The 25,876-nt window shown below is 72.9% G+C and carries 25 protein-coding genes and 1 pseudogene; 14 read left to right on the top strand and 12 right to left on the bottom strand.

Annotated features, from left to right (window positions below; translation table 11 throughout):
* Window positions 1-181: 181 nt before the first annotated feature.
* The 3 genes and pseudogenes from ACGFZL_RS30225 to ACGFZL_RS30235 form a co-directional block, all read left to right on the top strand.
* Window positions 182-505: pseudogene (locus ACGFZL_RS30225) on the top strand (methyltransferase domain-containing protein); the annotation flags it as partial.
* 46 nt (window positions 506-551) lie between these two features.
* A complete protein-coding gene (locus tag ACGFZL_RS30230; RefSeq protein WP_393696514.1) occupies window positions 552-980 on the top strand; it encodes a VOC family protein in 429 nt (142 codons plus the stop codon).
* Between the two features lie 40 nt (window positions 981-1,020).
* Window positions 1,021-1,806: an SDR family oxidoreductase gene (locus tag ACGFZL_RS30235; protein ID WP_393696516.1), complete on the top strand. Its 786-nt coding sequence runs from the start codon at window positions 1,021-1,023 to the stop codon at window positions 1,804-1,806.
* Here ACGFZL_RS30235 and ACGFZL_RS30240 read toward each other — a convergent pair.
* Window positions 1,799-3,337, bottom strand: a complete 1,539-nt coding sequence (locus tag ACGFZL_RS30240) for an IucA/IucC family protein (RefSeq protein ID WP_393696518.1) — start codon at window positions 3,335-3,337, stop codon at window positions 1,799-1,801. The two genes, ACGFZL_RS30235 and ACGFZL_RS30240, sit on opposite strands and share 8 nt — an antisense overlap.
* A gap of 92 nt (window positions 3,338-3,429) precedes the next feature.
* Here ACGFZL_RS30240 and ACGFZL_RS30245 point away from each other — a divergent pair, with 92 nt between their 5' ends.
* Genes ACGFZL_RS30245 through ACGFZL_RS30255 form a run of 3 tightly spaced genes read left to right on the top strand, consistent with a single transcriptional unit; the run spans window position 3,430 to window position 7,042 of the window.
* Window positions 3,430-4,932 carry an IucA/IucC family protein gene (locus ACGFZL_RS30245; RefSeq protein ID WP_393696520.1) on the top strand — a complete coding sequence of 501 codons (1,503 nt, stop codon included), beginning with the start codon at window positions 3,430-3,432 and terminating at the stop codon, window positions 4,930-4,932.
* 59 nt (window positions 4,933-4,991) lie between these two features.
* A complete protein-coding gene (locus tag ACGFZL_RS30250) occupies window positions 4,992-6,260 on the top strand; it encodes a VWA domain-containing protein (protein WP_393696522.1) in 1,269 nt (422 codons plus the stop codon).
* Window positions 6,260-7,042, top strand: coding sequence for a hypothetical protein (locus ACGFZL_RS30255; protein ID WP_393696524.1), 783 nt, complete (start codon window positions 6,260-6,262; stop codon window positions 7,040-7,042). Before ACGFZL_RS30250 ends, ACGFZL_RS30255 begins: the two co-directional genes overlap by 1 nt.
* A gap of 49 nt (window positions 7,043-7,091) precedes the next feature.
* On the opposite strand, the gene ACGFZL_RS30260 is transcribed toward ACGFZL_RS30255, so the two are convergent.
* Complete coding sequence (locus tag ACGFZL_RS30260) at window positions 7,092-7,730, bottom strand: winged helix-turn-helix transcriptional regulator (protein ID WP_393696526.1); 639 nt, start codon at window positions 7,728-7,730, stop codon at window positions 7,092-7,094.
* 87 nt (window positions 7,731-7,817) lie between these two features.
* Between ACGFZL_RS30260 and ACGFZL_RS30265 the strand changes: the two genes are divergently transcribed.
* From ACGFZL_RS30265 to ACGFZL_RS30280, 4 genes are all read left to right on the top strand, one after another.
* Entirely contained in the window at window positions 7,818-9,026 is a 1,209-nt protein-coding gene (locus ACGFZL_RS30265) for a pyridoxal phosphate-dependent aminotransferase (protein ID WP_393696528.1), read from the top strand.
* A 31-nt stretch (window positions 9,027-9,057) separates the two neighbouring features.
* Window positions 9,058-9,657 (top strand): histidine phosphatase family protein, encoded by a 600-nt coding sequence (locus tag ACGFZL_RS30270; protein WP_355175584.1) that lies wholly within the window; start codon window positions 9,058-9,060, stop codon window positions 9,655-9,657.
* A 63-nt stretch (window positions 9,658-9,720) separates the two neighbouring features.
* Window positions 9,721-10,347, top strand: coding sequence for a hypothetical protein (locus tag ACGFZL_RS30275; protein WP_393696530.1), 627 nt, complete (start codon window positions 9,721-9,723; stop codon window positions 10,345-10,347).
* 56 nt (window positions 10,348-10,403) lie between these two features.
* Window positions 10,404-10,826, top strand: coding sequence for an acyl-CoA thioesterase (locus ACGFZL_RS30280; RefSeq protein WP_393696532.1), 423 nt, complete (start codon window positions 10,404-10,406; stop codon window positions 10,824-10,826).
* Between the two features lie 9 nt (window positions 10,827-10,835).
* Here ACGFZL_RS30280 and ACGFZL_RS30285 read toward each other — a convergent pair whose 3' ends face one another.
* From ACGFZL_RS30285 to ACGFZL_RS30325, 9 genes are all read right to left on the bottom strand, one after another.
* Entirely contained in the window at window positions 10,836-11,321 is a 486-nt protein-coding gene (locus tag ACGFZL_RS30285; protein ID WP_355175587.1) for a nucleoside deaminase, read from the bottom strand.
* Window positions 11,322-11,461: 140 nt separating this feature from the next.
* Complete coding sequence (locus tag ACGFZL_RS30290) at window positions 11,462-12,850, bottom strand: nucleobase:cation symporter-2 family protein (RefSeq protein WP_355175588.1); 1,389 nt, start codon at window positions 12,848-12,850, stop codon at window positions 11,462-11,464.
* 250 nt (window positions 12,851-13,100) lie between these two features.
* Window positions 13,101-14,486 (bottom strand): 8-oxoguanine deaminase, encoded by a 1,386-nt coding sequence (locus ACGFZL_RS30295; RefSeq protein WP_393696535.1) that lies wholly within the window; start codon window positions 14,484-14,486, stop codon window positions 13,101-13,103.
* A 41-nt stretch (window positions 14,487-14,527) separates the two neighbouring features.
* The gene (locus ACGFZL_RS30300; protein WP_393696537.1) at window positions 14,528-15,937 is read right to left on the bottom strand and encodes a nucleobase:cation symporter-2 family protein; all 1,410 of its coding nucleotides are present in this window, start codon (window positions 15,935-15,937) and stop codon (window positions 14,528-14,530) included.
* A 64-nt stretch (window positions 15,938-16,001) separates the two neighbouring features.
* On the bottom strand, window positions 16,002-16,925 hold the full coding sequence (gene pucL, locus ACGFZL_RS30305; protein WP_355175591.1) for a factor-independent urate hydroxylase: 924 nt from the start codon (window positions 16,923-16,925) through the stop codon (window positions 16,002-16,004).
* Between the two features lie 6 nt (window positions 16,926-16,931).
* A complete protein-coding gene (uraH, locus tag ACGFZL_RS30310) occupies window positions 16,932-17,327 on the bottom strand; it encodes a hydroxyisourate hydrolase (RefSeq protein ID WP_355175592.1) in 396 nt (131 codons plus the stop codon).
* Between the two features lie 51 nt (window positions 17,328-17,378).
* The gene (uraD, locus tag ACGFZL_RS30315; RefSeq protein WP_393696540.1) at window positions 17,379-17,885 is read right to left on the bottom strand and encodes a 2-oxo-4-hydroxy-4-carboxy-5-ureidoimidazoline decarboxylase; all 507 of its coding nucleotides are present in this window, start codon (window positions 17,883-17,885) and stop codon (window positions 17,379-17,381) included.
* 195 nt (window positions 17,886-18,080) lie between these two features.
* On the bottom strand, window positions 18,081-18,470 hold the full coding sequence (locus tag ACGFZL_RS30320; protein WP_355175594.1) for a helix-turn-helix domain-containing protein: 390 nt from the start codon (window positions 18,468-18,470) through the stop codon (window positions 18,081-18,083).
* Window positions 18,467-18,718 (bottom strand): hypothetical protein, encoded by a 252-nt coding sequence (locus ACGFZL_RS30325; protein ID WP_355175595.1) that lies wholly within the window; start codon window positions 18,716-18,718, stop codon window positions 18,467-18,469. Before ACGFZL_RS30325 ends, ACGFZL_RS30320 begins: the two co-directional genes overlap by 4 nt.
* Before the next feature lie 140 nt (window positions 18,719-18,858).
* Between ACGFZL_RS30325 and ACGFZL_RS30330 the strand changes: the two genes are divergently transcribed.
* The 4 genes from ACGFZL_RS30330 (at window position 18,859) to ACGFZL_RS30345 (ending at window position 23,814) form a co-directional block, all read left to right on the top strand.
* Complete coding sequence (locus ACGFZL_RS30330) at window positions 18,859-19,698, top strand: TIM barrel protein (RefSeq protein WP_355175596.1); 840 nt, start codon at window positions 18,859-18,861, stop codon at window positions 19,696-19,698.
* 77 nt (window positions 19,699-19,775) lie between these two features.
* Window positions 19,776-20,666, top strand: a complete 891-nt coding sequence (locus tag ACGFZL_RS30335) for a 2-hydroxy-3-oxopropionate reductase (RefSeq protein ID WP_393696543.1) — start codon at window positions 19,776-19,778, stop codon at window positions 20,664-20,666.
* 185 nt (window positions 20,667-20,851) lie between these two features.
* Window positions 20,852-22,309, top strand: a complete 1,458-nt coding sequence (locus ACGFZL_RS30340; protein ID WP_393696545.1) for a catalase — start codon at window positions 20,852-20,854, stop codon at window positions 22,307-22,309.
* Window positions 22,310-22,803: 494 nt separating this feature from the next.
* Window positions 22,804-23,814 (top strand): hypothetical protein, encoded by a 1,011-nt coding sequence (locus ACGFZL_RS30345; protein ID WP_393696547.1) that lies wholly within the window; start codon window positions 22,804-22,806, stop codon window positions 23,812-23,814.
* A gap of 129 nt (window positions 23,815-23,943) precedes the next feature.
* Here the strand turns inward: ACGFZL_RS30345 and gcl are convergent, their stop codons facing one another.
* On the bottom strand, window positions 23,944-25,728 hold the full coding sequence (gene gcl, locus ACGFZL_RS30350) for a glyoxylate carboligase (protein WP_355175599.1): 1,785 nt from the start codon (window positions 25,726-25,728) through the stop codon (window positions 23,944-23,946).
* Window positions 25,729-25,876: the final 148 nt, after the last annotated feature.

The following is a 25,876-nucleotide window of genomic DNA, read 5'->3' on the forward strand; positions in this document are numbered from 1 at the left end:
ACGCCCGGCACGCTCCCCCAAGCTCTTCGAGCAGGGGGGACCCCCACTCGCCGCACCGGCCGAACACCCGCGTACAACCAGTACGCGGGCGTCCGTCCGGCACGCCGAGAGCACGCACCGGACGCCGCCAGGCCCGCCCTACGGGCGGACGACGCGACTTTGCGGACACGCCCTAGACCCCGAGGAGCGCTTCGACGTCCTGCTCTCCCGCCACCTGGTGTGGACCCTGCCCGACCCGCAGGCCGCCCTCGCCGACTGGGTGGGCCGGTTGCGCCCGGGCGGCCGGCTGATCCTCGTGGAGGGCCGCTGGCGCGAGGCCGGCGCGGCGCCGTACGTGACCGGCGCCGACGCCCTGCCCTGGCACGGCGGCGTCACGGCGACCGACCTGGCCGACGCGGTACGCCCGCTCGTCACCGACCTGCGCGTCGAACCCCTCGCCGCCGACCCGGCGTTGTGGGGCGGCCCGGTGACCGACGAGCGCTACGCCCTGCTCGCCCACCGCTGACCCGCCACCCTCGCGGGCTCCCCCGGGGCCTGGCATGCTGCGGCCCATGCGCGGACGGACGGGACACGAGCCGGGTGCGGACAGATCGGCGCGGTCGGACTGGTGGGGCGTCGTGCTCGACGCGGCCGACGGACCCGCTCTCGCGCGCTTCTACGCGGCCCTGCTGGGCTGGGAGACGGGCGGGGAGGACGCCGGATGGGCGACCCTGGTGCCGCCCGACGGGGTGGCCTACCTGGGCTTCCAGACCGCGGAGGACTACGCCCCGCCCGTCTGGCCAGCCCGGGAGGGCGCCCGGCGCATGACCCTGCACCTCGATTTCGAGGTGACCGACCTGTCGGCGGCGGTCGCCCACGCCCGGGAGTTGGGAGCGCGCGAGGCGGAGCACCAGCCGCAGGAGCACGTCCGGGTGCTAGTCGACCCCGCCGGACACCCCTTCTGCCTCTACACGGACGCCGACAACGACACGGCGTCGTAAAGTGGTTGCCCCGGTCCACCCCGTCGCGCAGCATGCCCCCGTGACCGAAGCGAAGAGCATCGCCGGCGACGGCACCCGCCCCCTGGCCCTGGTGACCGGCGTCGGCCGTGCCGTCGGGATCGGGGCCGGCGTGGCCCGCGCGCTCGCGGCGTCCGGCTGGGACGTCGCCTTCACCCACTGGGCGCCGTACGACCGGCGCATGGCCTGGGGCGAGGAGCCCGGTGCCGCCGACGCGATCGCCGGGGAGCTGGCCGCGCGCGGTGCGCGGAGCGCCGCCGTGGAGGCCGACCTCGCGGACCCCGAGGCGCCCGCCCGCGTCTTCGAGGAGGCCGGGCGGCGTCTGGGCAAGGACGTCACCGCACTGGTGATGTGCCACTGCGAGTCGGTCGACTCGGGCCTCCTCGACACCACCGTGGAGAGCTTCGACCGGCACTTCGCGGTCAACGCGCGCGCCACCTGGCTGCTGATCCGCGAGTACGGCCGCCGCTTCACCGGCGCCCACGGCACGGGCCGCGTCATCGCCCTGACCAGCGACCACACCGTGGGCAACCTCCCCTACGGCGCGAGCAAGGGCGCCCTGGACCGCATCACGCTGGCCGCCGCGCACGAGCTGGCCCACCTCGGGGTGACGGCCAATGTCGTCAACCCCGGTCCGGTGGACACCGGTTGGATGTCCGAGGAGCTGCGCGAGACCGTGCGGGAGCGGACCCCGCTCGGCCGGCTCGGCACCCCGCGGGACGCCGCGCGTCTGGTGGACTTCCTGTGCTCACCCCAAGGGCAGTGGGTCAACGGGCAGTTGCTGACCAGCAACGGCGGTCTCACGTGAGCGGAGACCGCAGCGGGCGGTAACGGGCGTCGGCGCCGTCCGCGTTCGTCCAGCGCAGGAGCAGGTTGGTCTTGGCGGGGAGGTGGGGGGCGCCGAGCAGGGCCGGGATCTCGGGGAGGTCGTGGCGGGCCAGGGCGGCGCGGACGGCGGGCCAGGGGTCGAAGCCGGGGTGCCGTTCGGCGAGGGTCGCGGCGATCTCCCGCAGGTGGTTGACGACCAGGCAGTACACCAGCCGCTCCCACCCGGCCGCCCGCGAGGTCTCCGGCAGCAGCTTGACGCCCTCGGCGTCCCGGAACAGCGCCTGCACCGGCATGCCCGCTCCGTCGACGGCGACCAGGGTGTTCTGGAGATGGGCCTCCAGGACCACGCCGGCGTCGGCGAAGGCGGTGAGGACGGGCGGGACGACCACGCGGAGGTACGCCGCCCACCAGGCCGCCGGGTCCGCCGCGCCGGCCGGGAGGCGGCCGTCCGGGCCCTCCACCAGGGCGGCGGCCAGCAGCGGGGTCGCGCCGGGCAGCAGGGCGCCGCGCAGGCCGTCGCGGACGACGACGGCGAGTTCCTCGTAGGCGAAGTCGGCGGTGCGGTGGCCGCGGTCCGCGAGCCAGGCCGCCGCCGGGTCGGCCATCGCGGCGAAGGCCGCCGTGACGGCCGTGTCGGTGCGGCGCAGCCGCAGCAGGTCGTGGCGCCAGAGCCGGCGGACGTCGTTGGTGATCCGCACGTCCAGGCTGAACTTGAGGAACAGGTCGCGCTCGGGGGCGTACACCGTGCGGACGGCGGCCGTCGGCAGGACGGGGAAGCCGGTGGTGCCGAGCCGCAGCAGCCGGCCGTCGGCGAAGGCGGGGGCGAGGGCGTCGGCCGCCAGCTCCAGCTGCCAGGGGTGGGCGGGCAGCAGCCGGTAGCCGGGCGGGGCGGCGCCGAGGGCGTCGAGGGCGGCGGTGTCGCCCTCGTCCACGACCGCGTCCGCGCGCACGGCGAGCAGCGCCAGCGGGAAGCGGGCGTACGCCTCGGGCGCGTAGGGCAGCCAGGCGGCGTGCGGGCCGCCGCCGCGCGCCTTGGGGGCGGGGTGGTGGAGGTGGCCGGTGAGCAGGCTCTGCTCGGAGCGCAGGTACGGGTCCTCGGGCGGGACGGCCCGGGCGCGGGCGGCGAGCAGGGCGGCGACCACCTCGCGGCTGTCGGTCATCTCGGCGGGCAGCTCGGCGTTGGGCAGGCCGGTGTGCCGGTGCAGCTCCTCGTCGACCAGGCGCACCAGGTCGGCGTGGCCGAGGCGCCGCCAGCCGTCCGGGGTGCGCAGCTCGGGTTCGGCCGGGCGCCGGCCCCCGCGGACGCGCAGCAGGCGTCCGCCGGGCAGCCGGTACACCGGGCGCCCGGCGGACCCGGCCGGCGGCAGCGGCTCGGCGACCTCGCGCAGCAGGCAGTTCAGCAGCGGGGCCGCCGCGCAGGCGTCGGCGTACGCGGCGAGGTCGTCCGGGCGGCCGGCATCGGCCTCGGCGCCGGCGCCGTCGGGCGGGGGCAGGAGATCCACGCGGTCCACTCGTCCAGTATGTGGGTGTCCGCCGCCGTCCCCGCACCGTGCCGTCCGACACGTACCGTCCATGTGTCGTCACGCACCCGAGGAGACCTTCCGTGCACCGTCCCCCCACCGCCGAGACCGAGGTGGCCGGCGAACTGGCCGCCCTGCGCCCGGGGCTGGTCGCCCGGTACGAGGCCGAACTGCCCGGCGCCCGGGCGGCCGTACTGACCCGGTTGTGGCGGGCGTTCGCCTTCGAACCCCTGCCGTGGGTGACGGGGCGGGAGGACGCCGGGGACGCGCTGGTGGTCCGCCTCGCCGACGGCCGCCGCCTGTCGGGCCCGGCCGCCGACCCGTACCGCACGGACGCGTACGTCGACGTCGTACGGCTCGACGGGAGCCCGTACCGCGATCCGGCGCGGCTGACCGCCGACCTCGCGGTGCCGCACGGCGCGGGCTTCGCGGGCGAGTTGGGGCACAGCGTGGCGTCGATGGCGCTGTCGCGGGCGGGGCAGCCGGAGAGTGGCGGGCAGGAGTGGCCGGAGACCGACTGGGGGTGGGAGCGGCGGGTGGTCGACGGGCACCCCTTCCATCCCAACTGCCGTTCGCGGCCCGGCTTCTCGGTGGCCGAGCAGTTCGCCTACGGCCCGGAGCACGGGCCGCGGGTGGAGCTGGTCCTGGTGCCGGTGCCGGCGGCCGGGTGCCTGGTCTCCGGGAGCTGGCCGGAGGGCCTGCGGGCGGCGGACCGGCTCCTCGTGCCGGTGCATCCGTGGCAGGCGGCGCACGTGCTGAAGCGGCGGGCGGAGGACGGCGAGCGGCTGGCGGCACACCCGCTGATGTCGCTGCGCACGCTCGCCGTGCCCGGCGGCCCGCACGTCAAGACGGCGCTGAGCGCCCGGCTGACGTCCTCGGTGCGGGACATCTCGGTGGGCTCGGTCGCCGCGTCGGACGCGCTGTCGGCGTTCGGGGAGGCGTTGGCGGCCCGCTGCGACGGGCTGCTGCACGTCACCCGGGCACTGGGCGCGGTCACCGCCCACTCCCCCGACCTGGCTGCCGTACTGCGGGAGTCGCCGGGCGCGTACGCGGGCCCCGGCGAGCGGGTCGTCCCGGTGGCGGCGCTGGCGACGACGCGGCCAGCGCGGTCTCCGGAGTGGCTGGCCGCGTTCGCCCGGCTGGCGCTCGCCGTGGGGCTGCGGGCGCTCGAGCTGGGGGTGGCGCTGGAGGCGCACGGCCAGAACCTGCTGGTGGTGCTGGCGCCGGACGGCGAGCCGCGGCGGCTGGTCTACCGCGACCTGGCCGACATCCGGGTGAGCCCCGCCCGGCTGGCGGGGCACGGGATCCCGGTCCCCGAACTGCCGCCCCGGGTGCTCACGGACGACGTGGGGGCCCTGCGCCGCAAGCTGTTCGGATCGCTGGTGGCGGGCGCGCTGGCGGGGACGGCGGGCTCGACGGCCCGACTGCGTACGGCACTTGTGGATGCCGTACGCGAACTCCCGCACAGCGAGGATGCGATGGCCCTGCGGGAGGAGCCGGTGCCGGTGAAGGCCCTGACGCTGATGCGGATGTCGCCCGGGAGCGGCGGCGATCTGTGGGCGGAGCTGCCCAACCCCCTGCGGTGAGCGGGGAGTACACCACGGCCCGGTTTGGAACGCGCCGCCGTGATCAATAGGATCCGGCGATGATCATAAGAACACGGCTGGCGGCGGGTGTCTGCGCCCTGCTCGCCGCGCTGGGCGCCGGGGTCGCCTTCCCGGCCGGCGCGACCGCCGGCGAACCCACCGGCGAGGACGCGCCGCAGGTCGACCTGGCCCTCGACGTCAGCGGTTCGATGCGGACGCGCGACATCGACGGCGGGACCCGGATGGCCGCGGCGAAGCAGGCGTTCAACGAGGTCCTGGACGCGACGCCCCAGGAGGTCCGGCTCGGCATCCGCACCCTCGGGGCCGACTACCCGGGCGACGACCGGAAGACCGGCTGCAAGGACACCGCGCAGCTCTACCCGGTCGGCCCGCTGGACCGGACCGAGGCGAAGACGGCGGTGGCGACGCTGGCGCCCACCGGCTGGACGCCGATCGGCCCGGCGCTGCTGAAGGCGGCGGACGACTTCACGGCGTCCGGCGCGGGCTCCAAGCGCATCGTGCTGATCAGCGACGGCGAGGACACCTGCGCCCCGCTGGACCCGTGCGAGGTGGCGCGCGAGATCGCCGCCAAGGGCATCGGGCTGACCATCGACACGCTGGGCCTGGTGCCCAACACCAAGATGCGGCAGCAGCTCAGCTGCATCGCCGAGGCCACCGGCGGCACGTACACCTCCGTCGAGCACGCCGACGAACTCACCGACCGGGTCAACCAGTTGGTGGACCGGGCGGCCGACCCGGTGGCGACGCCGGTGGCCGCCAGGGGCGCGGACGCCTGCGCGAAGGCGCCGGTGCTCGAGTCCGGTCTGTACACCGACCGCGAGGAGTTCGGGCGGCAGCGCTGGTACCGGGTGGACGTGGCGCCGGGCAAGGAGCTGCGCGCGTCCGTGAGCGTGGCCGCCGACCGGGCCGTGGGCCCGTCCTACGGGGTGCTGCTGCGGGCGGTCACGACGCACGGGCGGGAGATCGTGCGCGGTGAGGCCGCCGGCAACGGCCGCACCGACGTGCTCTCGACCGGGCTGCGCTACCCGAAGCCCGAGCTGGACGACGAGGACGCGCCGGCCGAGGCGGTCTGCCTCCAGGTCACCAACTCCTTCTCCGTCACGCCCGGGACGAAGACCAGCCCCGGTCTGCCGCTCGAGCTGACGGTCGACGTGGTGGACGGTCCCGGCGGCTCGCACGACGTGGCCGCCTTCGGCCTCGGGCGCGGCTGGTGGCTGCTCGGCGTGCTGGTCCTGGCCGGCTTCGTCGCCGGTCTGCTCTGGGGCTGGCTGTCCCGCTGGCGGTTCGCGGTCTGGAGGACCAACTGATGCGTCTGACACCCCCGTTCATACGCCCCCTGAGCGCCGCCCTGCTGCTGCTCGGCCTGGCCGCCGCCCCCGCGGTCCCCGCCGTCGCCGCCGAGCCGCCGACCCGGGCGGGCACGTCCTTCCGCACCGCCACCGAGCTCGACCAGGGCGGGAAGGCCACGGCGGACGCCTCCGCCGGCGACTACCTGTACTGGTCCTTCCCGGCCGACGCCGAGCAGCGGCCCACCGTCCGCGCCACGGTGAAGCTGCCCGGCACGCACGCCGCCGAGACCTGGCGGATCGACGTGTACGACGGCCTGCGCCGCCGCCAGTCCTGCCAGTGGGGCGCGCAGACCCGCACCGCCGGGGCGGGCGCCTCCTCGATCGAGCTGGCGTGCGTGCTGCGCACGGTCCGGGCCTGGTCGGAGCCGTGGGCGAACGACCCGCTGCCCGGCACGTACTACGTCCGGCTGACGGCCGTGGACCTGCCGACCGCCGACCTCGGCGCGAAGGTGGCCGCGGAGGTGCGCGTCGAGTCGAAGGACATGGGCGGCGCGGCGGCGGTGGACGGCTCGCTGGGCGAGCCGCTGGTGCCGGGCGTGGCGACGCGTGCCACGAAGGAGTCCGACGACGACACGGCGCTGTCGGCGGTCCGGCCGGGCGACGGCTGGTCCTCCGGCTGGTGGTCCGACCGCTGGGTCTGGACCGGCGTCGGCGCCGTCCTCGCCGCCCTGGCGGGCATCGCCGGCTACGTCCTGACCCGCAGCTCGGGCCGCCCGTCCCGGGTGCCGCCGGGCGCGTGACCGGCGGCGGGGCGGCTCCGAACGGGCCTCCCCGCCGCACCGGTTCGGCTCACGGCTCGCGCAGCGCCTTCGCCGCCGTCCCGTCCCCGGTCACCGTGACCCGCCCCGCGCGCACCGCGTCCCGCAGCGTCGACTCGCCGCGGCTGACGGCCGCGCAGGTGCCGGCGTCCAGCACGAGCCGGGCGTCGGGCTCGGCGGGCGCGGGGCCGTCCCCGTAGAGCGGGCCCTCCTGCGCACCGGGCAGGACATGGAACTCGCCCTCGTCGAGCCGGACTTCGACGACGCCCTCCCCGGCCCCCGCCTCCCGCAGCGCCCGCGCCAGGGGCAGCGCGAACCAGTGGGCGCGCACGGCGTCGGTCGGCCGCCGCTCCCCCAGCGCGTCCCCGCCCCAGGCGGCCAGGGCGTCGAGGACGGGGGTCAACCGGCGTCCTCGCGGGGTGAGTTCGTAGACGTACACCGTGCCGGGCGGCGGCAGCCGGCGGCGCACGGCCAGCTCCTCGCGCTCCATGTCCTTCAGCCGGGTGGCGAGCATGTCGGTGCTGACGCCCGGCAGATCGGCGTGCAGGTCGGTGTAGCGGCGCGGCCCGGCGAGCAGCTCGCGGACGATCAGCAGGGTCCAGCGATCGCCGACGGCGTCGAGCGCGCGGGCGGCGGGGCAGTACTGGTCGTAGCTTCGGCGAGGTGGCATGCGCCGCAGTCTAGCCAAGTCGTTGGACTTTCCAAGCCCTCACTTGGTAGAACCAAGCAACACCAGCCAGCGGAGGGGAAGCGGCACATGGAGTTCCGGCAGTCGAACAAGCTCAGCGAGGTCTGCTACGAGATCCGCGGCCCGGTGATCGAGCACGCGAACGCGCTGGAGGAGGCCGGCCACAGCGTGCTGCGCCTGAACACCGGCAACCCCGCGGCCTTCGGCTTCGAGGCGCCTCAGGAGATCCTCCAGGACATGATCCGCATGCTGCCGCAGGCGCACGGCTACACCGACTCCCGGGGCGTCCTCTCCGCCCGCCGCGCGGTCGCCCAGCGCTACCAGGCCCTCGGCCTCGCGGTCGACGTGGACGACGTCTTCCTCGGCAACGGCGTCTCCGAGCTGGTCTCGATGGCCGTGCAGGCGCTGGTGGAGGACGGCGACGAGGTCCTGATCCCGGCCCCCGACTTCCCCCTCTGGACGGCGGTGACCACCCTCGCGGGCGGCAAGGCGGTGCACTACCTCTGCGACGAGCAGTCCGACTGGAACCCGGACCTGGCCGACCTGGAGTCGAAGATCACCGACCGCACCAAGGCGGTCGTCATCATCAACCCCAACAACCCGACCGGCGCCGTCTACCCCAAGGAGATCGTCGAGGGCGTCCTCGACCTCGCCCGCCGCCACGGCCTGATGGTCTTCGCCGACGAGATCTACGACCAGATCCTCTACGACGACGCCGTCCACCACTCGGCCGCCTCGCTCGCCCCCGACCTGGTCGTCCTCACCTTCTGCGGCCTGTCCAAGACCTACCGGGTGGCGGGCTTCCGCTCCGGCTGGCTGGTGGTCACCGGACCCCGGCAGCACGCCAAGAACTACCTGGAGGGCCTGACCATGCTGGCCTCCATGCGCCTGTGCGCCAACGCGCCCGCCCAGTACGCCATCCAGGCCGCGCTCGGCGGACGCCAGTCCATCCACGAGCTGACCGCGCCCGGCGGCCGGCTCCGCGAGCAGCGGGACGTGGCCTGGGAGCGCCTGAACGACATCCCCGGCGTCTCCTGCGTCAAGCCCAAGGGCGCGCTGTACGCCTTCCCGCGCATCGACCCGTCCGTCCACAAGATCCACGACGACGAGCGCTTCGTCCTCGACCTCCTCCTGCGCGAGAAGATCCAGGTCGTCCAGGGCACCGGCTTCAACTGGCCGGCCCCCGACCACTTCCGCATCCTCACCCTCCCCCACGCGGACGACCTGGAGGCGGCGATCGGCCGGATCGGACGCTTCCTGGGCGGGTACCGGCAGTGAGGGGCGAGGCCGGCGGGCATAGCCTGTGGCCATGGGTGATCTCTTCCTGGTCCGGCACGGCGAGACCGAATGGTCGCGTTCCGGACGGCACACCGGCCTCACCGACGTCCCGCTGACCGAGCACGGCCGGGAGCAGGCGCGCTCCCTGGTGCCGCTGATCCGCTCGCACCGGATCGGTGCCGCCTTCGTCAGCCCCTTCCAGCGGGCCCGGGAGACGGCCGAGCTGATCGGCCTGCACGGCGTGCGCATCGAGCCGGACCTGCACGAGTGGGACTACGGCGGCTACGAGGGCGTCACCACGCACGAGATCCACCGCAGCCGGCCCGACTGGTTCCTGTTCACGGACGGCGTCGCGCCCGGGCCGCCCGAGCACCCCGGGGAGACCCCGGAGCAGGTCGGCGAGCGGGCCGACCGGGTCCTCGCCAAGGTGGAGGCGGCGTTCGCCGACACCGAGGGGTGCGTGGTGCTGGTCGCGCACGGGCACTTCCTGCGCGTGCTCACCGCCCGCCACCTGGGGCTGCCGCCGACGCACGGGGCGCTGTTCCAGCTGGCCACGGGGACGCTGTGCCGGCTGAGCACGGAGCACGCGCGGCCGGTGATCGCCGCGTGGAATGTCAGACCCCCGTCGTAGGGTCGTCGGCGCGGCGGGATTCCGTGCGCAGAGGGATTCCGTGCGGAGAGGGGGGCCGGGACCATGGCACCACGGCCGACCGCGGCGCAGCGCCGTGCCATCGACGCCGCCGACCCCGTGACCGGGCGGCTGACCGGCCAGGCGGCGCAGCTCACGGCGCTGGTGCGGCTGGGGCTCGCCTTCCGGCACCCGCGCCCGCCGCACGCGTACTTCCTGACGCCGGCGGGTCAGCGGATACGCGACGCGGAGCCTGCTCGGGCCGCCGAGCCGTCCGCTCCGGCCCCCGCCGGGGTCTTCGCGGCCCGGCTGGGCGGCGAGGAGGCCGCGGGGCCGGCGGACCCGGCCCGCCGCCGCGAGGTGCGCAGCGCCTGGCAGGGCCTCCTGGAGCTGCGCCGCATGACGACACCCGACGGCGCCACGGACCGCCCCTGCGGCTGGGAACGCTCGCACCTGGCCGAGGCGGCGGCACTGGCCCTGGAGGCGTCCGGACAGCCACCGGAGGGTCCCGCGGCCCCCGGCTACCGGGTACGGCCGACCCCGCAGCCGGAGGCGGTCGCCGTGCACGCCCGGGACGAGACCGCGCTGCGGGCCTGCGCGGCGGCCCTGACCGAGGCGGGCTGGCAGGTGAGCGAGCACACCGAGCCGCGCACCCGCGCCCGCTACCTCCTGGCCTCCCCCCGCAAGGTGTGAGGCGGGGCCATGCCAAGATCGACCGCGACAGCGTCTCTCACGGAAAGGCGGCCACGGTGACCGCACCGTTCTCCGTCCCGGTGACCGTCCGGGGCTACGAGACCGACACGCAGGGCCATCTCAACCAGGCCGTGTACCTGAACTACGCCGAGCACGCCCGCTGGTCCCTGCTCCAGGCCGCCGGCATCCGCCAGGCCGACCTCCTCGCCCGGGACGTCGGCCCGGTCGCGCTGGAGACGACCATCCGCTTCCGCCGCGAACTCCTCGCCGGCGAGGAGGTGGAGGTGACCTGCGCCTTCGAGTGGGGCGAGGGGAAGACGTTCCGCATCCACCAGCTGGTGCGGAAGGCGGACGGCACGGTCGCGGCGGAGGTCGAGGCGGTGGGCGGGATCATGGACCTCAAGGCCCGCCGCCTGATCGCGGACCCGCGCGAGCTGTTCAAGGACCTGGCGACGGACCCGGCCCTCTTCGGACTGTGAGCCGCCCGCCTACTGCGTGACGTGCCGCTCCCCGCCGTTGCGCTCCTGCCAGCGGCGGTAGACGTCGACGGCCGCCTGGCGCCCGTCGTGCCGCATGGGGAGCCGGCGCTCGCGCCAGTCCTTGCCGAACTCGTCGTAGAAGTTCGACAGCTCGAAGTACTTGCGGTCGTCGACGTAGTGCGGCTCGTACTCGTCGCGGGTGGTGAGGAAGACCACCTCGTCCGGCGAGCAGTAGTACAGGGCGCCCAGGCACATGGGGCACGGCTGGGCCAGCACGTAGATCGTGGTCCCGGTCAGGTGCTCGGTGCCGAGCCGCGTGCACGCCTCCCGGATGGCGAGGACCTCCGCGTGCGCGGTCGGGTCGTGCGTCTGGGCGACCCGGTTCGCGCTCTCGGCGACGACCTCCCCGTCCCGGACGATCACGGTCGCGAAGGGCCGGCCGCCCTCCTCGACGTTGCGCCGGGCGAGGTCGATGGTGCGCTGGGCGAAGTCCATGGTGGCGCCTCTCTTGGGATACCAAACGTTCCCCGTCCGACTGCCCCGTCCGCGCTGGTCGACACGGAGGCGGACGAAGAGGCCGGCGCCTCGCTGGGGAGGAGGCGCCGGCCTGCTTAAGGGGCGGGGGGCGTCGGGCGTCACGTCGTCGCCGGGGCCGTGCGGGATGCCTCGCTGATCTCCTCTCCCGCTTCCATCGGGTGCGTCACGTCCTCGTCGTCGCGGCCGGAGCCCAGGTGGTTGAAGACCAGGTTGAGCAGGACCGCCGCCACGCAGCCCGTGGAGATGCCGGAGTCCAGGATGATCTTCGCGTTCTCCGGGAACGCGTGGTAGAACTCCGGCGCCGCGATCGGGACGATGCCGACGGCCAGCGAGACGGCCACGATCAGGACGTTGTTGTCCTTGTCGAGGCTCGCGCGGACCAGGGTCTGGATGCCGCTCGCCGCGACCGAGCCGAAGAGGACGACGCCGGCGCCGCCGAGGACCGGGCGCGGGACGACCGCGATGAGCGAGGCGGCCATGGGACACAGGCCCATGAGGACCAGGAAGCCGCCGCCGACCGCCACCACGAAGCGGCTGCGGATCTTCGTCATCGCCACCAGGCCGATGTTCTGGGCGAAGGCGCTGCACATGAAGCCGTTGAAGATCGGGCTGAGTGCGGAGCCGAGGGTGTCGGCGCGCAGGCCGGCCGCGATGGTCTTCTCGTCGGCGGGGCGCTCGACGATCTCACCGAGGGCGAGCATGTCGGCGGTGGACTCGGTCATCGAGACCACCATCACGACGACCATGGAGATGATCGCGGCGACCTGGAACTGGGGCGCGCCGAAGTGGAACGGGGTCGGGAAGCCGACCACGTCCGCGTCCGCGACCGGGCCGAAGTCCGTGACGCCGAACGGGATGGCGACGAGTGTGCCCGCGACCAGGCCGAGCAGGACCGCGATCTGCTTGACGAAGCCCCGGGTGAAGCGGCGCAGCACCAGGACGATCAGCAGGGTGATGCCGGCCAGGCCGAGGTTGGTGGCGTTGCCGTAGTCCTTCGCCGCCGGGTTCGGGCCCTGGGCCCAGCCGAAGGCGACCGGCAGCAGGGAGATGCCGATCAGGGTGATGACCGTGCCCGTGACCACCGGCGGGAAGAAGCGGATCGCCCGGGAGAAGACGGGGGCGGCGAGGAAGCCGAGGAGGCCGGCCACGATGACCGCGCCGAAGATGATCGGCAGCGCGTCGTCCTTGTCGCCCGCCGAGGCCGCGATGGCGGTCATGGGGGCGACGCCGGCGAAGGTGACGCCGTTGACGAAGGGCAGCCGGGCGCCGATCTTCCAGAAGCCGAGGGTCTGGAGGAAGGTGGCGAGGCCGGCCGTGAAGAGGCAGGCGCCGGTGAGGAAGGTCAGCTCGGTGGCGGACAGGCCGATGGCCGCGCCGACGATCAGGGGTGGTGCGACGACTCCTGCGTACATGGCGGCCACGTGCTGGAGGCCGGTCGTCGCCATCTTGAGAGGCGGGAGTTTCTCGTCTACGGGGTGGTCGGCCACGGTGGCCCTCCGGTCGCTTTGCACGTCGTCTCCGACGTGATTTCAGGGAGGTGGAGCGGACGATCGTGCGGGATCTGACGGTGCTGCCGTCGGGGGAGGACGGGTGGCCGGCTCCGGGGCGTGCGGTCCTCGCACGCCCCGGAGTGACCGCCGCGGACCCCGCTCGGGTTCGCGGCCACCGGCCGGGAGCCGTCCCTCTCGGCCGGAGATCGAGGGGCGGTGCCCTACGGCACCGCCGGTTCGGTCACGTTCAGCCGCGCGCGGCGATCCGCGCGAGCCGCCGTGCCTCGTCGCGCGTGGCACGGGCGACGGCGTCCTCGTCCACCGTGGTCAGCCGGCCGTCCGCGACGATCTGGCGGCCGTTCACGAAGGAGGCCGTCACCGGCGCGGGCGCGCCGAGGACCAGGGCGGTGACCGGGTCGGCGATGGAGGAGTGGGCGAGCGTGTCCATCTTCCACAGGACGAGGTCGGCCAGCTTGCCGGGCTCCAGGGAGCCGGTGTCGGCGGCCCGGCCGAGGACCTTCGCGCCGCCGATCGTCCCCAGCCGCAGTGACTGTCGGGCGGTCAGGGCGGCCTCGCGGTGCGGGCCGAGGCGGTTGACCAGGACCGCGTTGCGCAGCTCGGTGTGGAGTTCGCCGGACTCGTTGGAGGCGGTGCCGTCCACGCCGAGGCCGACGGGGACGCCGGCGGCGATCAGGTCGGGGACGCGGGCGATGCCGGCGGCGAGGCGGGCGTTGGAGGACGGGCAGTGGGCGACGCCGGTGCCGGTGCGGGCGAAGGCGGCGATGTCGGCGTCGTTCATGTGGACGCAGTGCGCCATCCACACGTCCTCGCCGAGCCAGCCGGTGGACTCGAAGTAGTCGGTGGGGCCCATGCCGAACAGCTCGTGGCAGAACTTCTCCTCCTCCACCGTCTCCGAGCCGTGGGTGTGCAGCCGCACCCCGAGGGAGCGGGCGAGTTCGGCGCCCCGGCGCATCAGGTCGGTGGAGACGGAGAAGGGCGAGCAGGGCGCGACGGCGACCTGGGTCATGGCGTCGGGCGAGGCGTCGTGGTGCTCCTTGACGGTGGCCTCGGTGGCGGCGAGCGCCTCGTCCAGGCCCTCCACCGCGAAGTCCGGCGGCAGGCCGCCGTCGGACGCGCCGCGGTCCATGGAGCCGCGGGCGAGGGTGAAGCGGACGCCCATGTCGCGGGCGGCGCGGACGATCGCCCCGGACAGGTCGCCGGCGCCGCGCGGGAAGACGTAGTGGTGGTCCATGGCGGTGGTGACGCCGCCGCGGGCCATCATGGCGAGCGAGCCCTGGGCCGCGGCGTGCACCATCGGTTCGTCGATGCGCGCCCAGGTCGGGTAGAGCGCGGTCAGCCAGTCGAAGAGGTTGTGGTCGGTGGCCAGGCCCCGGGTGATCCACTGGTAGAAGTGGTGGTGGGTGTTGACCAGGCCCGGGGTGGCCAGGTGGCCGGTCGCGTCGATCCGGCGGACCACGCCCTGAAGGTCCTCGGGGGCCCGGCCGGCTCCGACGGACTCGATGCGGTTGCCGGCCAGGACGAGGTGCCCGGCGGCGAACTCCGTGCCGCCCTCGTCGACGGTGGCTATCGCGCAGTTCTCGATGACCACGCGCTCGGCTGCCGTTGCTGCCATGCTGCGTCCTTCTCTGCTCGGGTGGTGGGCACGGCAGGACCCTAGGAGGATTTGAGTGCCGGAACCGTGCGGCTCCGGGTGCCGAGATGATGGAAGAACAGGTTGAGCGTGACCGCGACGATCGCGCCGGCGCTGATGCCGGAGCCGAGGACGGTCTGCGCCCAGGCCGGGAAGTCGGCGTAGAAGGTCGGCGCGGCCAGCGGGATGATGCCGGCGCCGAGTGCCACGGCGACCAGGATGATGTTGGAGCTGTCGTCCAGGCCGGCCTCGGAGAGGGTGCGGATGCCGCTGACCGCGATCGACCCGAACAGCACGATGCCCGCGCCGCCGAGCACCGGCATCGGCACCAGCGAGACGACCGCGCCGAGCACCGGGAAGGCGCCGAGGACCAGCAGGGTCGCGCCGGCCACGGCGACGACGTAGCGGCTGCGGACCCGGGTCAGCGAGACGACGCCGACGTTCTGGGCGAAGGCGGAGGTCGGGAAGCCGCCGAAGACCGGCCCGATCAGGGTGGCCAGGCCGTCGGTGCGCAGGCCCCGGGTGATCACCTTGGCGTCGGCGCGCCGGTCGCAGATCTCACCGAGGGCCAGCATGCCGGCGGCCGACTCGGTCATCAGCACCAGCATCACGATGCACAGGGAGAGGATCGCGGCCGGCTGGAAGACGGGGGTGCCGAAGGCGAACGGGGTGGGCAGCGCGGCGACCGGCGCGGAGGTGAGGCCGCTGAAGTCGGCCATGCCGAAGGGCATGGCGGCCAGCGTGCCGATCAACAGCCCGAAGAGCAGGGCGACCTGCTTCAGGAAGCCCTTGCCGAAGCGCTGGAAGAGCAGGATGACGACCAGGGTGAACGCGGCGAGCGCGAGGTTGCGCATGGCGCCGAAGTCGGCGGCGGTCTTGTCGCCGCCCTGCGCCCAGCCGACCGGGACCGGCATCAAGGTGACGCCGATGAGGGTGATGACGACGCCGGTGACCAGCGGCGGGAAGAAGCGGAGCAGCCTGCCGAAGAACGGGCCCACGGCGAGGCAGAAAACGCCGGCGACCATCACCGCCCCGTAGATGGCGGGGAGTTGGCCGTTCTTGCCGTTGGTCTCGGCGATGGCGAGGATCGGCGCGATACCGGCCGAGGAGGCGGCGTTGACGAAGGGCAGCCGGTTGCCGACGAAGCCCTTGACGCCGAGGGTCTGGAGCAGCGTCGCGACGCCGGCGATGAGCAGGCCGGCGGCGATCAGCCTGGTGCGGGCCTCCAGGTCGAGGCCGACGGCCTGGCCGATGATGAGCGGGGGTGTGACGACTCCGGCGTACATCGCGGCGATGTGCTGGAGCGCGGCCGGGACGAGCCGCGAGGGGTGGAGCTTCTCGTCCACCGGGTGCACGGACGTGACGTCGTCCGCTGTGTGCACCGGCGGGGTGGAACAGGGGCCTTCGGCGGGCCCTTTCGCTGGCGTTGCCATGGTGTTCCCTCCGGTGTGGCGCGCCCCCGGACCGGATCCCCGGTCCGGGGGCGCGCGTCCCGCGTCAGAGGTTGGTCATGTCGAGCGGGATACGCGGCTCGACGCCGTCCCGCAGGATGGTGGCCTCGATGAGGCCGTAGGGGCGGTCGGCTGCGTAGTAGACCTCGTTGTCGTTCTTCAGGCCGAACGGCTCCAGGTCCACCAGGAAGTGGTGCTTGTTGGGCAGCGAGAAGCGGACCTCGTCGATCTCGCTCCGGTTGTTGATGATGCGCGAGCCCATCTGGTACAGCGTCTGCTGCAGGGAGAGCGAGTAGGTCTCGGCGAAGGCGTGCAGCATGTGCTTCTTCACCTGCTCGTACGACTTCTCCCAGTTGGGCATCTTCTGCTCGTCGTCGGTCCAGTTGAACCGCCAGCGGCTGGAGACCTGGGTGGCCAGGATGCGGTCGTACGCCTCCTGGAGCGTCGTGTACTTGTCCTTGATGTAGCCCCAGAACTCGGAGTTGGTCGAGTTCATCACGATCAGGTCCTTCAGACCGGAGATGACCTCCCACTTCTCCCCGTCGAAGGTGATCTGGGTGACCCGGGTCTCCTGGCCCTTGCGGACGAAGGAGTGCTTGACCTCGTCGGCGCCGATGAACTTGGAGTTGGCGTCGGAGGTGGCGATGCGCTCCCAGGCGTACTCCTCGATGCGGATCCGGGCCTGGTGGATCGGCTCCTGCGAGGTGACGAAGTGCCGGGCGAGGTGGATGCCGAACTGCTCGGCCGACTCGATGCCGTGCTCCTTGGCGAACGCGTACACCGTGTTCTTGGTGGTGTCGGTCGGCAGGCAGTTGGCGTTGGAGCCGGAGAGGTGGACCTCGTGCAGGTCGCCGGAGAGGGCGACGGAGACGTTGAGGTCCTTGATGTGGTGGGTGGCGCCGTCCCGCGTGATCTTGACGACTCGGTTCTCAGCCTTGCCGTACTGGTTCTGTCCCAGAATGGTGGGCATTGCCTGCTAGCTCCCTCGGTAAACGGAGTAGCCGAACGGGTTGAGCAGCAGCGGCACGTGGTAGTGCTCGCCCGGTACGACGGCGAACGTGATGGTCACCTCCGGGAAGAACACCCCCCGTCCGCTGTCCCGATTCGCGGGGGCGTCCTGCTGCGCATCGGCTTGCTTGTTGACGAAGTACGCCTCGACGGCGAAGTCGAGCCGTACGTGGGTGGTCCCCTCCGGCAGCGCCGGCAGGTCCTTGCACCGCCCGTCCGCGTCGGTCGCGGAGCCGCCGAGCGCCTGCCAGGCCGCCTGCGGGCCGCTTCTGGCGGACAGCTGGACGGCGACGTGCTCGGCGGGGCGGCCGACGCTGGTGTCCAGGATGTGCGTGGACACGGAAGCGGTGGTCTCGGTGCTCATGCGGTTCCCTCGTGCGACGGACGGGCTGGCGATGGTCGTGCGGGCGGCCGGTCAGGCCGCGTCGAGCAGCCGGGCCAGCCGGATGCGGTTGATCTTGCCCAGTTCCGCGCGGACGATCTCCAGCTCCTGCCCGGGCGCGTTGCCGATACGCTCCTTGACCGCGTCCCGCATCTGCTCGCCGGTCCGGCCGGTGGCGCAGATCAGGAAGACGTGGCCGAACTTCTCCTGGTAGGCCAGGTTCAGTTCGAGCAGCTCCGTCTTCAGGTCGTCGGAGGCGCCGGCCATGCCGGCCTGCTCGCGGGCGGAGGTCGGATCACCCGGCTTGGGGCGGCCGATCGGGGGGTGCCCGGCCATCGCCTCGGCGAGGTCGGCGGCGCTCAGCTCGGCCATGGCGGCGTCGCTGGCGGCGTACAGGTCCTCGGGCGTGGCCGCCGGGCGGGCGGCGAGCAGTCGCCGGGCCCACACCGTGGAGGCGCACGCCTCGTGGAGTTCGGCGAGGGCCGCCGGCTCCTCCAGGGCGTTGAAGCGGGCCAGGCCCGGCGTGGAAGTGGACGTCACGGGAGCCTCCGTGGCCTTGTGCTGGACGTGTGCTGCGACGTGTGCTGTCCGGGTGCCGGACGGGCGTGCCGATAGCTAACGCCTTCCGAAACAAAGCGTCAACAGTTTGTTGAGAATTCGTTCGAACAGAAGCCGCCGTCCGGTATCCGGACGGCGGCAGCGGGGGCGGGGCGGCCTGGAGGGCGTCGGCGCAGGTCAGGCGCCCTTCTCGCGGTTGAGGTAGTTGTAGACGGTGAAGCGGGACACGCCAAGGGCGCCGGCCACGGTCTCCACCCCGTGCCGGACGGAGAAGGCGCCGCGCGCCTCCAGGGTGCGCACCACCTCCTGCTTGGCCCGGCGGTCGAGGTCGGCCAGCGGCCGGCCCTGGCGGCGCTCCATCGCGGCCAGGATGTGGTCCAGGGAGTCGGCGAGCTGGGGCAGCCGCACGGCGACGAGGTCGGCGCCCTCCCAGGTGAGCACGACGTCGTCCCGGCCGGCCTCGCCGGGCGGGAGCAGCTCGCCGCCGATGGCGTCGATCAGCGGTTTGACGGCGGCGATGAAGGGCTGCTCCCCCTCGAAGGGCCGCTCTCCCCCTGCGACGGTCACCGCTCGCCCTCCCCGACCACGTTGACCTGGAGCGAGATCCGGGTGGCGCCCGCCTGGAGGGTCTCGCGCAGCAGCGCGTCCACGGCGGTCAGCACCGCGTCGGCGCCGCCCTCGGCGGTGTTGCCGAACGGGCCGACGTCGACCGCGTCCAGCTCGGCGGCCTCGACCACCCGGCGGGCCACCACCGCGTGCGGGGGTGCCTCGTCCAGGTCGAAGGGTTCGGTCGTGAACTCCACTCTCAGGCGCACCCGGTCAACCTAACGCGCGGTGACCGTTTCTGCCGACCCCTCTTGACAAGGGCGGCGACTCGGCGGCAATCTTCCGTTAAGCAGAAACGAACTTCCGTAATACGGAAACACGATGACACGGAAGGGAGCGCGGCACCCCGATGGGCTTCGCAGATCAGCGCTTCAACGTCAACCTGTCGATCCTCTTCACGGAACTCCCGCTCCTGGAGCGCCCCGCGGCCGCCGCCGCGGCGGGCTTCACGGCGGTCGAGCTGTGGTGGCCCTGGACCGACTCCCCCACCCCCGAGCAGTCCGAGCTCGACGCCCTGAAGGCGGCCATCGAGGACGCCGGGGTGCAGCTCACCGGGCTGAACTTCTACGCCGGGCAGCTCCCGGGCCCCGACCGCGGCGCCCTGTCGGTGCCGGGCGAGGAGTCCGAGCGGTTCCGCGCCAACATCGACGTGGCCGCGGACTTCGCCCTCTCCCTCGGCTGCACCGCCCTCAACGCCCTGTACGGCAACCGGGTCGAGGGGGTGGACCCGGCCGCGCAGGACGAACTGGCGCTGGAGAACCTGGTCCTCGCCGCCCGCGCGGCCGACCGGGTCGGCGCGGTCCTGCTGGTCGAGGCGCTCAACGCGCCCGAGTCGCCGAAGTACCCGCTGGTCTCGGCGCCGGCCGCGATCGCCGTGGTGGACAAGGTCAACGAGGCCACCGGGCTGGGCAACGCCAAGTTCCTCATGGACCTGTACCACCTGTCCATGAACGGCGAGGACCTGCCGCAGGTGATCGACGCCTACGCCGCCAAGACCGGCCACGTGCAGATCGCCGACAACCCCGGCCGCGGCGCCCCGGGCACCGGCTCGCTCCCGCTGGAGGACCTGCTCGACCGGCTGGCGAAGGCCGGCTACGACGGCTGGGTCGGCCTGGAGTACAAGCCCGGCGAGGCCGGCAGCGCCCAGTCCTTCGGCTGGCTGCCGCCCGGCGCCCGCGCGGCGCGCTGACCCGCCGCCCCCTCACGACCGCCACGCGCTCCACGAGCGTTCAGGGCTTCAAGAGCTTTCAGAGAGGCACCCCCGTTATGAGCACCCTCCCCAAGGTCGCCTGGATCGGTCTCGGCATCATGGGCTCCCCCATGTCGGAGAACCTGGTCAAGGCCGGTTACCAGGTCACCGGCTACACCCTGGAGCAGGACAAGCTGGACCGGCTGTCCGCCGCCGGCGGCACCGCGGCAGGATCGATCGCCGAGGCCGTGCGCGACGCCGATGTCATCGTCACCATGGTGCCCGCCTCGCCGCAGGTGGAGGCCATCGCCTACGGCCCCGACGGCATCCTGGAGAACGCCCGCTCCGGCGCGCTCCTGGTCGACATGTCCTCGATCACCCCGCAGACCTCGGTCGACCTGGCGAAGGCGGCGAAGGACAAGGGCGTGCGCGTCCTGGACGCCCCGGTGTCCGGCGGCGAGGCCGGCGCCATCGAGGCCGTGCTGTCCATCATGGTCGGCGGCGAGCAGGCCGACTTCGACGAGGCCAAGCCGCTCCTGGAGGCGCTGGGCAAGACCATCGTCCTGTGCGGGCCGCACGGCTCGGGCCAGACGGTGAAGGCCGCCAACCAGCTGATCGTCGCCGTGAACATCCAGGCGTGCGCCGAGGCCGTGGTCTTCCTGGAGAAGTCGGGCGTGGACCTGAAGGCCGCGCTCGACGTCCTCAACGGCGGTCTGGCCGGCTCGACCGTGCTGACCCGCAAGAAGGACAACTTCCTGGCCCGCGACTTCAAGCCGGGCTTCCGGATCGACCTGCACCACAAGGACATGGGCATCGTCACCGACGCCGCCCGCAACGTGGGTGCCGCGCTGCCGGTGGGCGCCGTGGTGACCCAGCTGGTCGCGTCGCTGCGCGCCCAGGGCGACGGCGGCCTGGACCACTCGGCGCTGCTGCGCGCCGTGGAGCGCCTCTCCGGCGCCCAGGTCTGACCCTGCCGGGTCCGGTCCGGGCCCCTGATCTCCGGGTGGCGCCGCCGCTGACACCTGTCCTGTCGCGCCCGAGCGGCGGCGCCGCCCGGAACTCTTCAACAAACTGTTGACGCCCTCTCGCCCCGAACCTAGGCTCCACAAAGCGGAAAGCAATTTCCGCTGACTTCTCGCATGGAAGGTCCACGATGTCGCAGCGCGTGCTCACGACAGAGTCCGGCGCCCCGGTCGCCGACAACCAGAACTCCGCCTCCGCCGGCATCGGCGGCCCCCTCCTGCTCCAGGACCAGCACCTCCTGGAGAAGCTGGCCCGCTTCAACCGGGAGCGCATCCCGGAGCGCGTCGTGCACGCCCGCGGTTCGGGTGCCTACGGCCACTTCGAGGTGACCGACGACGTCACCGGCTTCACCCACGCCGAGTTCCTGAGCAGCGTCGGCAAGCGCACCGAGGTCTTCGTGCGCTTCTCCACCGTGGCCGACTCGCTCGGCGGCGCGGACGCGGTGCGCGACCCGCGCGGCTTCGCGGTGAAGTTCTACACCGAGGAGGGCAACTACGACCTCGTCGGCAACAACACCCCGGTGTTCTTCGTCAAGGACCCGATCAAGTTCCCGGACTTCATCCACTCCCAGAAGCGCGACCCGTTCACGGGCAAGCAGGAGCCGGACAACGTCTGGGACTTCTGGGGCCACTCCCCCGAGGCCACCCACCAGGTGACCTTCCTGATGGGCGACCGCGGCATCCCGGCCTCCTACCGCCACATGGACGGCTTCGGCTCGCACACCTACCAGTGGACGAACGCCGCCGGCGAGGCCTTCTTCGTCAAGTACCACTTCAAGACGAACCAGGGCATCCGCTGCCTCTCCACCGAGCAGGCGCAGGAGACGGCCGGCCAGGACGCCAACTCCCACCAGACCGACCTGCTCCAGGCCATCGAGCGGGGCGTCCACCCCTCGTGGACGCTCTCCGTGCAGATCATGCCGGCGGCCGAGGCGGCGGAGTACCGCTTCAACCCGTTCGACCTGACCAAGGTCTGGCCGCACAAGGACTACCCGCTGCAGCGCGTGGGCCGCCTGGTCCTGGACCGCAACCCGGACAACGTCTTCGCCGAGGTCGAGCAGGCCGCGTTCTCCCCGAACAACTTCGTGCCGGGCATCGGCCCCTCGCCGGACAAGATGCTCCAGGGCCGCCTGTTCGCCTACGCGGACGCGCACCGCTACCGGCTGGGCGTCAACCACACCCTGCTGCCGGTCAACGCCCCCAAGGCGACGACCGCGCAGAACTACGGCCGCGACGGCCTGATGGCCCTCAACTCCCAGGCCCGCGGCGCGAAGAACTACGAGCCGAACTCCTACGACGGCCCGGCCGAGACCGGCCGCCCGCTGTCCGCCCCGTTCGCGGTCGCCGGCCACACCGGCACGCACGAGGCGCCGCAGCACACCAAGGACGACGACTTCTTCCAGGCCGGCGAGCTGTTCCGCCTCATGCCGGAGGACGCGAAGAAGCGCCTGGTCGCCAACATCGCCGGCGGCCTGTCCCAGGTCTCCCGGGACGACGTGGTCGAGCGCAACCTCGCGCACTTCCACGCCGCCGACCCGGACTACGGCAAGCGCGTCGAGGAGGCGGTCCGCGCCCTGCGCGAGGACTGACCCGACGCGGCGAGACCCGCGCACGGGATTCCGACGGGGAGGTCGGACCCGCGCGCGTGGCCCGCGGAGGCACCAGAGCGGCCCGGATGAGGGGTGGCCGTCCGTGTGCGCCGCGGGCATGGCGAGGACCGTGGCGGCTTGCGAGCCAGTGCGGTGGTGAACGGTGCGGGTGCTCCTCCTACGACCTGAGGGGAGGAACCGCCCGCACCCATCGCGACCGCCACGGTCCCAGCCACAACTCCCAGACTCCGTCCGGCGGCGCGAACGACCTGTCGCGCCCAGCCTCGCGCCGTCGGACGGACACCAACTGAACACGCTTCACCGGCCGACAGCGCCGGATGCGGACGGTCCCGCATCCGGCGCTGTTCCGCGTGGACTGGTGAACGTCCCTCCGATGTGCGATCAAGGCAGTCGGTATCAAGGAGCAGCGAGGGAACGGGAAGGGCCACGGCCGTCCGACGGCCGCCCGCCCGCGGCGACAAGGGGACGATCCGATGAGTGACGGCGCGGTGGTGCGCGAGATCCGGGTACGGACCGGCGAGGTGCGTTCGCTGGTGTGGGACGGGGACGATCTGCTGGACCCGGTGGGTGGCCGGCGCCGCTGGTCCGCGGACGGGACGGAACACCGGCGCGAGCGGCGGAGGTTCGGCCGGGGCTATGACCGAGCCGTCACGTCGCCGTCCGGCCGGTGGACCGTGGTGTACGGCGAGCGGGGCACGCGCGGCCTGTTGCTCGACGGACGGCGGGTGGTTCGTGAACTGCTTCGGGACGAGGGTCATGCCGGGGACTTCGACTACCCGGTGGGCCTGGGGACACTGTCCGACGGCAGAGAAGTGCTGGTGCACTGCCCCGAGCGGGACGATCGGCTCCGGGTCGAGGACGTCGCCACGGGGGAGAGTCTGGCGACGGGATCCGGGGAGGAGATGTCGAGCCTCTTCCACGCGCGCCCGGCGATCAGTCCGGGCGGGCGGTGGCTGATGTCGGCCGGCTGGGTGTGGCACCCGGACGGGGTCTGCCGCGTGTACGACCTGGAGCAGGCGCTGACGGACCCCTCCACACTGGACGGAGAGGGCGTCCTGGACCACCGGCCACTGAGCGGTGCCGAGGTGGACTCCGCCTGTTGGCTCGACGGCGACCGGCTGGCCGTGGTCGCCGGCGAGGTCGGCTGGGATCGCGACGTGGACGAGGAGCGGGAGCGGGCACCGCATCAGCTCGGTGTGTGGTCCGGCTCCGCGTCGACATGGCTCCACCGCCACGACATCCCCGGGCCGGTCGGCACGATCCTCGGCTGCGGCGAAGCAGTTCTCGCGCTGTACGGATATCCACGCCTGTTCGACGTCCGTACCGGCGAGCTGATCGCTCGGTGGCCGCGCCTCGCCATGCCCCGGCGGCAGGGTTCGTACGGGGCGACGCACATCCCGACACCGGTCGCGGCCGTCCACCCCGGCGGCGGGCGGGTGGCACTCGCGCTCGAATCCGGCATCGCCGTCATCAGCATCCCGTAGGCCGGGGTGAGGGCGTAGCGGCGCCCACGGGGCTGGCGACCGGCCGGGGCCGCACCAGCACAGGGCGCTGACAGCGCGAAGCGGCCCGCTCCCCCAGGGGGAACGGGCCGCTCGTGGTGCAGGTCGGTGTCAGACCTTCAGGGTGCGGATCGCCGTCGGGGCGTGGGCCGGCTCGGTGGCCAGTTCCTCGAACTCCACGACGTTGGAGATGTCGTTGGTGCCCGACATGGAGATGTTGGTGATGCGCTCCAGGATGGCCTCGACGATGACCGGCACCTGGTGCTCCGCGGCGAGCTTCTTGGCCTGCTCCAGGGCCGCGCCCAGCTCGCTGGGGTCGGTCACCCGGATCGCCTTGCAGCCCAGGCCCTCGGCGACCTTGACGTGGTCGACGCCGTAGACGCCCAGCTCGGGCGAGTTGATGTTCTCGAACTCCAGGTTGACCTGGAAGTCGATCTCGAACGCCCGCTGCGCCTGGCGGATCAGGCCCAGGTAGGAGTTGTTGACCAGGACGTGCACGTACGGGATCTTGTGCTGCGCGCCGACGGCCAGCTCCTCCAGCATGAACTGGAAGTCGTAGTCGCCGGAGAGCGCGACGACCTGCGCGTCGGGGTCGGCCTTGGCGACGCCGAGCGCGGCCGGGACGGTCCAGCCGAGCGGGCCGGCCTGGCCGCAGTTGATCCAGTGCCGCGGGCGGTAGACGTGCAGCATCTGGGCGCCGGCGATCTGCGAGAGGCCGATGGTGGAGACGTACCGGGTCTCCGGGCCGAAGGCCTTGTTCATCTCCTCGTAGACGCGCTGCGGCTTGATCGGGATGTCGTCGAAGTGCGTGCGGCGCTGGAGGGTGGCCTTGCGCTCCTGCGCCGAGGCGGCCCAGTCGGAGCGGTCGGGCAGCTTGCCGGCCGCCTTCAGCTCCCCCGCGACCTCGACGAACAGCTCCAGGGCGGCCTTGGCGTCGGAGGCGATGCCGTAGTCCGGGGCGAAGATCTTGCCGATCTGGGTCGGCTCGACGTCGACGTGGACGAACTTCCGGCCCTTGGTGTAGACGTCCAGCTTGCCGGTGTGGCGGTTGGCCCAGCGGTTGCCGATGCCGAGGACGAAGTCGGACTCCAGGAAGGTCGCGTTGCCGTAGCGGTGCGAGGTCTGCAGGCCGACCATGCCGGCGTTCAGCTCGTGGTCGTCGGGCAGCAGGCCCCAGCCCATCAGGGTGGGCACCACCGGGATGCCGGTCAGCTCGGCGAACTCGACCAGCAGGTCGCCGGCGTCGGCGTTGATGATGCCGCCGCCGGCCACGATCAGCGGGCGCTCGGCGGCGCCCAGCATGCCGAGCGCCTTCTCGATCTGGGCGCGGCTGGCGGCCGGCTTGTAGACCGGGAGCGGCTCGTACGTCTCCGGGTCGAACTCGATCTCGGTCAGCTGGACGTCGATCGGCAGGTCGATGAGGACCGGGCCCGGGCGGCCTGAGCGCATCAGGTGGAACGCCTGCTGGAAGACGCCGGGGACCTGCGCGGCCTCCAGGACGGTGACGGCCATCTTGGTGACCGGCTTGGCGATCGAGGCGATGTCGACGGCCTGGAAGTCCTCCTTGTGGATCACCGCGGTCGGCGCCTGGCCGGTGATGCAGAGGATCGGGATGGAGTCGCCGGTCGCCGAGTACAGGCCGGTGATCATGTCGGTGCCGGCCGGGCCCGAGGTGCCGATGCAGACGCCGATGTTGCCCGGGTGGGTGCGGGTGTAGCCCTCGGCCATGTGCGAGGCGCCCTCGACGTGCCGGGCGAGCGTGTGGTTGACGCCGCCGGACGCCTTGAGGGCCGCGTAGAACGGGTTGATCGCCGCCCCGGGCACACCGAACGCGTCCGTGACGCCTTCGCGCTTGAGGATCTCAACTGCCGCTCGGGCAGCGGTCATGCGAGCCATCGACTACTCCTGCTCAGGCATTCGACTTTCCGCATAGCGGAATATATTTTCTACGATCTGGAAGTAATGTAAGTGGAGGGCCGAAGACCGTCAAGAGACGGACAGACGGGGGGTGTCCGGAGGAAGACGGGGGCCATGACCGAGACGG

The organism is Streptomyces sp. NPDC048182 (assembly GCF_043202555.1).
GTDB lineage: Bacteria > Actinomycetota > Actinomycetes > Streptomycetales > Streptomycetaceae > Streptomyces.

Excerpts from the sequence above, each read along its gene's own strand:
- pucL (WP_355175591.1), bottom strand. The coding sequence starts at position 16,925 with ATGCCCACCATTCTGGGACAGAACCAGTACGGCAAGGCTGAGAACCGA.
- ACGFZL_RS30270 (WP_355175584.1), top strand. The coding sequence starts at position 9,058 with ATGGGTGATCTCTTCCTGGTCCGGCACGGCGAGACCGAATGGTCGCGT.
- gcl (WP_355175599.1), bottom strand. The coding sequence starts at position 25,728 with ATGGCTCGCATGACCGCTGCCCGAGCGGCAGTTGAGATCCTCAAGCGC.
- ACGFZL_RS30285 (WP_355175587.1), bottom strand. The coding sequence starts at position 11,321 with ATGGACTTCGCCCAGCGCACCATCGACCTCGCCCGGCGCAACGTCGAG.
- ACGFZL_RS30255 (WP_393696524.1), top strand. The coding sequence starts at position 6,260 with ATGCGTCTGACACCCCCGTTCATACGCCCCCTGAGCGCCGCCCTGCTG.
- ACGFZL_RS30330 (WP_355175596.1), top strand. The coding sequence starts at position 18,859 with ATGGGCTTCGCAGATCAGCGCTTCAACGTCAACCTGTCGATCCTCTTC.
- ACGFZL_RS30335 (WP_393696543.1), top strand. The coding sequence starts at position 19,776 with ATGAGCACCCTCCCCAAGGTCGCCTGGATCGGTCTCGGCATCATGGGC.
- ACGFZL_RS30230 (WP_393696514.1), top strand. The coding sequence starts at position 552 with ATGCGCGGACGGACGGGACACGAGCCGGGTGCGGACAGATCGGCGCGG.
- ACGFZL_RS30275 (WP_393696530.1), top strand. The coding sequence starts at position 9,721 with ATGGCACCACGGCCGACCGCGGCGCAGCGCCGTGCCATCGACGCCGCC.
- ACGFZL_RS30265 (WP_393696528.1), top strand. The coding sequence starts at position 7,818 with ATGGAGTTCCGGCAGTCGAACAAGCTCAGCGAGGTCTGCTACGAGATC.
- ACGFZL_RS30340 (WP_393696545.1), top strand. The coding sequence starts at position 20,852 with ATGTCGCAGCGCGTGCTCACGACAGAGTCCGGCGCCCCGGTCGCCGAC.
- ACGFZL_RS30345 (WP_393696547.1), top strand. The coding sequence starts at position 22,804 with ATGAGTGACGGCGCGGTGGTGCGCGAGATCCGGGTACGGACCGGCGAG.
- ACGFZL_RS30260 (WP_393696526.1), bottom strand. The coding sequence starts at position 7,730 with ATGCCACCTCGCCGAAGCTACGACCAGTACTGCCCCGCCGCCCGCGCG.
- uraH (WP_355175592.1), bottom strand. The coding sequence starts at position 17,327 with ATGAGCACCGAGACCACCGCTTCCGTGTCCACGCACATCCTGGACACC.
- ACGFZL_RS30250 (WP_393696522.1), top strand. The coding sequence starts at position 4,992 with ATGATCATAAGAACACGGCTGGCGGCGGGTGTCTGCGCCCTGCTCGCC.
- ACGFZL_RS30295 (WP_393696535.1), bottom strand. The coding sequence starts at position 14,486 with ATGGCAGCAACGGCAGCCGAGCGCGTGGTCATCGAGAACTGCGCGATA.
- ACGFZL_RS30300 (WP_393696537.1), bottom strand. The coding sequence starts at position 15,937 with ATGGCAACGCCAGCGAAAGGGCCCGCCGAAGGCCCCTGTTCCACCCCG.